A 5,258-nucleotide genomic window follows, 5' to 3' on the forward strand; every position below is an offset into this window, starting at 1 on the left:
GGTTTGGTCAGGTAATCGTCTGCGCCCAGGTCCAGTCCGCGCACCCGGTCGGCCAGCGCGTCTTGCGCCGTCAGGATCAAGACGGGGACGCGCGACTTGCGGTCGCGCAGCCGGCGCAGGATCTCGAAACCGTCCATCCCGGGCAGGCCGATGTCCAGAATCACCAGGTCATAGGTGTGGAAGGACAGCGCCTCGTCGGCGCGCTTGCCGTCGGCGACCCGGTCTACCGCATAGGCTGTTTGAGCGAATGCGCGGCCGAGTGCATCGGCCAGGGTTTCGTCGTCTTCGACAATCAGAATTCGCATCGATGTTCCTGGAGGTGGCAGTGCGGATTTTTTGAGTTGGTCGAGTTTAACCGACCCGGCGACCAGCGGGACAGGCGCCAAGAATCCGCAGCGCGAGGGCGTGCGAGCAAAGCGAGTGGACAGGATCTCTATGGAAAACCGGCCGATGGCTGGCCAGATGGCGTGGAAGGCGGGCTTCCGGCTTGCAGCAAGGGCGGCCATCGGCAAGTTGCCGAAGCCTGCGGGAACACTAGCGACTCCCGACTGGGGCGCCGGCGTCGCGCCCCAGTCTTTCGGTGTATCCGGTGCGTCTTTTCTTCCGGGAAGATAGCAAGCTATCAGTGCGTGGCCATCGCTGGCCGGTCGGTGGAAGGGGAGCCTTCCTTGAACAATTGCATCAGTTGCCCACGAAGTTCTTTCGTGTCTTCATGCTGGTGGACGGCGACGGCATGTTGCACCGCTGCCTCCAGCAGTTCCTGGTCGCTGTCGGCGCTGATGGCGACAGTACAGTTCTGTTCGCTGGGAAATTCGCGACAGTCAATATATTTCCTGCTCATCATGGTCTCCTGCATGCTCCTGACGGGGCGTTTGAACGACGCCAAAAAAATAGCGCCGTCAGAAAAATATAGTCAATCGCCGCATCGCTTTCAAGGCGCATGCAATGGAGCGGGTGAAGGGGATCGAACCCTCGTCTAGAGCTTGGGAAGCTTTCGTTCTACCATTGAACTACACCCGCATCATCATGGATTATAGCGAGGAAAATGCCCCCGGCATCAGGCCAGCCTCTGAAGCCATCGCCATGGCCCCCCGCTGGCTGACCCGCAGCCGGGCCGGACGAGGGGCATGCGTTTTTTCCTCGTGGTCCGAACGGCCCGAAAAATGATGCCGTTTGCGTATGGCCAATCCGTCACTCGCCGGCCAGTAAACCCGCGAAGCACGCTGAAAAGCAGGTATATTGTTGCTCTACATAAACATGTCCTGATGAGCGGCCGAGCCGATGCCGCCCTTGCAGTGCGACGAGATGAAAAACAAGCGCAGGAACTATCGCGGTATCGCCTACATGGTCGCCGCTGGCGTATTGCTTCTGGCAGGCGTGGCAGACTTTTTCCAGCACGTCAGTCAGTTCCGGTCGCAGGCAGAACTCACCTTCCTTGGCCGTGCCGAACTGCTTGGCAAGTTCGTCGCATTGCACCGTAACCAGGTTGATGCGATGCGCAACCAGATGGTCGAGCACTACCGATCGCCGTCCGCTGAAAATGTCCATCCGCTAAAGGCAAAAAAAACCAGGTCGCCGGAAAACTGGGAGCTCGTCGCTGCCAGCGGTTTGCTTGTGGGTTCACTGGCCGGAAGCGGGCAACTGCCCTTGACGGATCAGCAACGGCGGGAGGTGAACGCCGCCGTGTCCATGGATAGCCAGATAGGCGCTACGCTGGCGGGCGACGCCGACGTGACTTCCATGCACTACGTGTCGGCCACGGATTTCATTTATGCGGCGCCCTCTTCTAAAATCGACGGTTTCCGATTCATGAAAGAGTTTTACCAGCGCCCATCCTGGACTCAATCCCTGCCCGCATCCAATCCCTCGCGCAACATCACCATGAATGGTCCCTACCAGGGCCACACCGGGCACGGACCGATCATCACGATCGCCAAGCCCGTGTATGACGGCGACCGATTCCTTGGCGTCGTGGCGCTGGACCTGAATCTCGCCATGCTGCAGCGATTGGCCGGTTTTGGCGAGAGTGTCGGCGAGACCATGTTGGTCAGTGAGGACTACCGGGTGCTGGTGCGGGATGGTGCATTCGATCCGGAGCTGCGGATGCAGCCGCCGCTAAGTCCAAAATCCGCCGAGTGGCTGCTTGACAAGAACAATGACGCGTGGCTCAGCAGGCCGATAGTCAAGGATGAGTTCTGGCTGGTGCATCGCGTCAAATCCGGCGAGTTGTATTGGGCCGCCGCACGGGACACCGTGACGACATGGCTGATGATCCTGATGCTTTTCCTGATTGCAGCATCGTCACTGGCGCGCGCACGGTTGGCCCGTGACTTGCGCCATAGCCAGAAAGTGTATCGCCTCATTACCGAAAACATTGATGACGTGATCTGGCTGATGGAGTTGCCGAGCCGGCATTTCAGTTATGTCAGCCCATCGGTGCGGCGGATGTTCGGCTGGCGATCCGAGCAGATCATGGATCGGGCAATGGCTGCCACCCTGGATCCCGACATGTATGAAAAGGGACACGCAGGCCTGGTCAAGTACCTGGATCGCATCAAGGCCGGTGACCTGGATGCCCGTCATATCACGCTGGAGCTCGATGTGCGTCACAAGGATGGGCACACAATTCCGATTGAACTGGTTGCAACGATACTGCTGAACCAGGACGGGGAGCCATGCCAGATGCTGGGTATCACACGCGACATCAGCGAACGCGCAAAGGTCGGCAAGCTCAAGAGCGAATTCATTTCGACCGTCAGCCACGAACTGCGCACGCCACTGACTTCAATCCGCGGGGCGCTCGGATTGCTTGCCGCCGGCGCCGTCGGTGAAATGCCCGTCAAGGCCAAGGCGTTGGTCGAGATTGCCCACAAGAACAGCGAGCGCCTGATCTTTCTGGTCAACGATATCCTGGACATGGAAAAGAGCGAGGCCGGCGAGATGTCCTTTGATATGCGGCCGGTCGACCTGGGCTTGCTGCTGCCGCAAGCGCTGGAGAGCAACCGCGCATATGCCGACCAGTTCAACGTGCACTATGAACTCATTGGCGCCGCCGGCGGGATGATGCTTCGGGTCGACCAGAACCGCCTGCTCCAGGTACTGGCAAACCTGTTGTCGAACGCGGTCAAGTTCTCGCCTGCTGGCGGGCTTGTTTCAGTCGTCGCTGCGCGGCGCGACGGACAGATACGGGTGGCGGTGCGCAACGGCGGGCCAGGCATTCCAGCCGAGTTCAAAGGCAGGATTTTCCAGAAATTTGCGCAGGCTGATTCGTCCGATACCCGCGGCAAGGGAGGCACCGGCCTGGGGCTGGCAATCTCGATGCAGCTTGTTGAAAAAATGGGCGGTACCATTGGTTTCGAATCGGAGCCTGATGTGATGACCGAGTTCTTTTTCGAATTTCCGGAGTGGACCCAGCCGCAACCGCAAGCATGATGCCTGCCCTGTACGCCCAGAGGCTGGCGCATCAGCACTGGTTACCGGTTCTGCGCAGTTTCCTCCACATATTGAACAAAAGACGATTCCATGGATCAAGCTTTAAAACGCATCCTGTACGTTGAAGACGATGCAGATATCCAGACGGTGGCGCGAATGGCGCTTGAATTGGTTGGCGGGTTTGAGCTGGAAGTATGCAGTTCAGGAGATGAGGCAATCGAAAAAATCGCCGCATTCAAGCCCCAGTTGATTTTGCTTGACGTGATGATGCCGGGCATGGATGGGCCGACCACGCTTGCCAGGCTGCGCGCGTTGCCGGCTTACTCAGCAACGCCGGTCGTGTTCATGACGGCCAAGGTGCAGCAATCCGAAATAGAGGGTTACAAGAACCTCGGCGCAGTCGACGTGATTCCAAAACCATTCGATCCAATGACCCTGTCGGCGCAAGTAGTGGAAATATGGGAGCGAGGCCAGCATGGATGAGTGCGATCTGTTGGCACAAATGAAGCTGCTCCATGACAGCTACGCCGAAAAACTGCCCGGGAAACTGGCGGAAATCGAACGCATGTGGGAAGCGATGGCCAACGTGGCCTGGGGCGGTGCAGCATTCGAAGAATTGCTGCGCGCGCTGCACAGCCTGGCCGGGTCCGGCAAGACCTTCGGTTTTCCCGGCGTGAGCGAGGCCGCCCGCGCTGCGGAACTCGCGCTGGCCGGGTTTGGCGCAGCGAACACCGCGCCAGGGGCAGAACAGCGCAGCCGGATCCAGGGCCTGATCCTCGGCTTGCGCGATTCGGTCAATCGCGTGTAAGACGCGCACATTGCCTGCACGAGACTACCGTTGCGGGCCGCGCCCTTGCATTGCATTGGTCATGCAACGGCGCGGGCGATTTCTCCCAGCGAAGTCAAGCCGCGCAGCGCCTTCTTGAATCCATCGTAGCGCAGGGTACGAAATCCTTGCTGGACGGCGATCGCCTGTATCTCGTCATAGCTGCGCCCGTTCATGATTGCCTCGCGAATCTGGGGCGTCACCTTCAGGAACTCATGCACACCGATGCGCCCGGCGTAGCCGGTTCCGCCGCACTGCTTGCAACCTGACGCGGCATGGAACAATGGCAAGGGTGCGCCATCGCGCCAGAAAAAATACTGACGCAATTCTTCCGGGTCCGGCTGATAGGAGACCTTGCAATGGTCGCACAGCCGCCGGACCAGGCGCTGGCTCAGGATGCCAATGACTGCCGGCGCGACAATATAACGCTCCACGCCCATGTCCACCAAGCGCGTGGTGGCTTGTATCGCGTCGTTGGTGTGCAAGGTTGCCAGCACCAGGTGGCCGGTCAGCGCGGCCTGCGTCGCGATGCGCGCAGTTTCGGTGTCGCGGATTTCGCCGACCAAGATGACGTCGGGATCCTGGCGCAATACCGATCGCAGGATTTCCTTGAAGCCGCGTCCGGATTTTTCATCGACCATCACTTGCGTCAAGGTCGGCACGACATATTCGATCGGGTCTTCGATGGTGACAATATTGATGTCACGCTGGTTGATGAAGTTCAGGCCGGCGTACAGCGTCGTGCTCTTGCCTGAACCGGTAGGCCCGGTGACAAACAGTATCCCCTGGGGGTTTTGCAGTGTCGCCTTGAACGGACGCAACACCTCAGGGGAGAAGTTGAGCCGGTCGAGGTCGAGCGCCGGGCTTCCGTGCAGCGACCCCAACAGGCGCAACACGATTTTTTCGCCGTGCATTGCCGGCAGGGAGGACACGCGCACGTCGAGGCTTTTGGCCGGAAGCGCGAAACTGAAGCGTCCGTCCTGCGGTTTGCGGCGCTCGG

General features: G+C 59.6%; 6 protein-coding genes and 1 tRNA gene. 3 read left to right on the top strand and 4 right to left on the bottom strand.

What is annotated here, in order from left to right; all coding sequences use genetic code 11:
- The 3 genes from Q7T64_RS06195 to Q7T64_RS06205 form a co-directional block, all read right to left on the bottom strand.
- Nucleotides 1–305: response regulator (locus Q7T64_RS06195; protein ID WP_304792909.1), on the bottom strand; the 305-nt coding region annotated here is incomplete at its 3' end.
- Between the two features lie 317 nt (nt 306–622).
- Nucleotides 623–841: a DUF1059 domain-containing protein gene (locus Q7T64_RS06200; RefSeq protein ID WP_304792912.1), complete on the bottom strand. Its 219-nt coding sequence runs from the start codon at nt 839–841 to the stop codon at nt 623–625.
- Between the two features lie 105 nt (nt 842–946).
- A tRNA-Gly gene (locus Q7T64_RS06205) sits at nt 947–1,020 on the bottom strand.
- 285 nt (nt 1,021–1,305) lie between these two features.
- On the opposite strand from Q7T64_RS06205, the gene Q7T64_RS06210 reads away from it, so the two are divergent.
- The 3 genes from Q7T64_RS06210 to Q7T64_RS06220 all read left to right on the top strand — a co-directional run bounded on the left by Q7T64_RS06210 (nt 1,306) and on the right by Q7T64_RS06220 (nt 4,240).
- Entirely contained in the window at nt 1,306–3,432 is a 2,127-nt protein-coding gene (locus Q7T64_RS06210) for an ATP-binding protein (RefSeq protein WP_304792915.1), read from the top strand.
- A 90-nt stretch (nt 3,433–3,522) separates the two neighbouring features.
- Nucleotides 3,523–3,915, top strand: a complete 393-nt coding sequence (locus Q7T64_RS06215) for a response regulator (protein WP_304792918.1) — start codon at nt 3,523–3,525, stop codon at nt 3,913–3,915.
- 19 nt (nt 3,916–3,934) lie between these two features.
- A complete protein-coding gene (locus tag Q7T64_RS06220) occupies nt 3,935–4,240 on the top strand; it encodes an Hpt domain-containing protein (protein ID WP_304792921.1) in 306 nt (101 codons plus the stop codon).
- A 59-nt stretch (nt 4,241–4,299) separates the two neighbouring features.
- On the opposite strand, the gene Q7T64_RS06225 is transcribed toward Q7T64_RS06220, so the two are convergent.
- Nucleotides 4,300–5,258: GspE/PulE family protein (locus Q7T64_RS06225; protein ID WP_304792924.1), on the bottom strand; the 959-nt coding region annotated here is incomplete at its 5' end.

It is taken from the genome of Lacisediminimonas sp., assembly GCF_030645335.1.
In the GTDB taxonomy this organism is placed as follows: Bacteria; Pseudomonadota; Gammaproteobacteria; order Burkholderiales; family Burkholderiaceae_D; genus Lacisediminimonas.

Excerpts from the sequence above, each read along its gene's own strand:
- Q7T64_RS06220 (WP_304792921.1), top strand. The coding sequence starts at position 3,935 with ATGAAGCTGCTCCATGACAGCTACGCCGAAAAACTGCCCGGGAAACTG.
- Q7T64_RS06200 (WP_304792912.1), bottom strand. The coding sequence starts at position 841 with ATGAGCAGGAAATATATTGACTGTCGCGAATTTCCCAGCGAACAGAAC.
- Q7T64_RS06210 (WP_304792915.1), top strand. The coding sequence starts at position 1,306 with ATGAAAAACAAGCGCAGGAACTATCGCGGTATCGCCTACATGGTCGCC.
- Q7T64_RS06215 (WP_304792918.1), top strand. The coding sequence starts at position 3,523 with ATGGATCAAGCTTTAAAACGCATCCTGTACGTTGAAGACGATGCAGAT.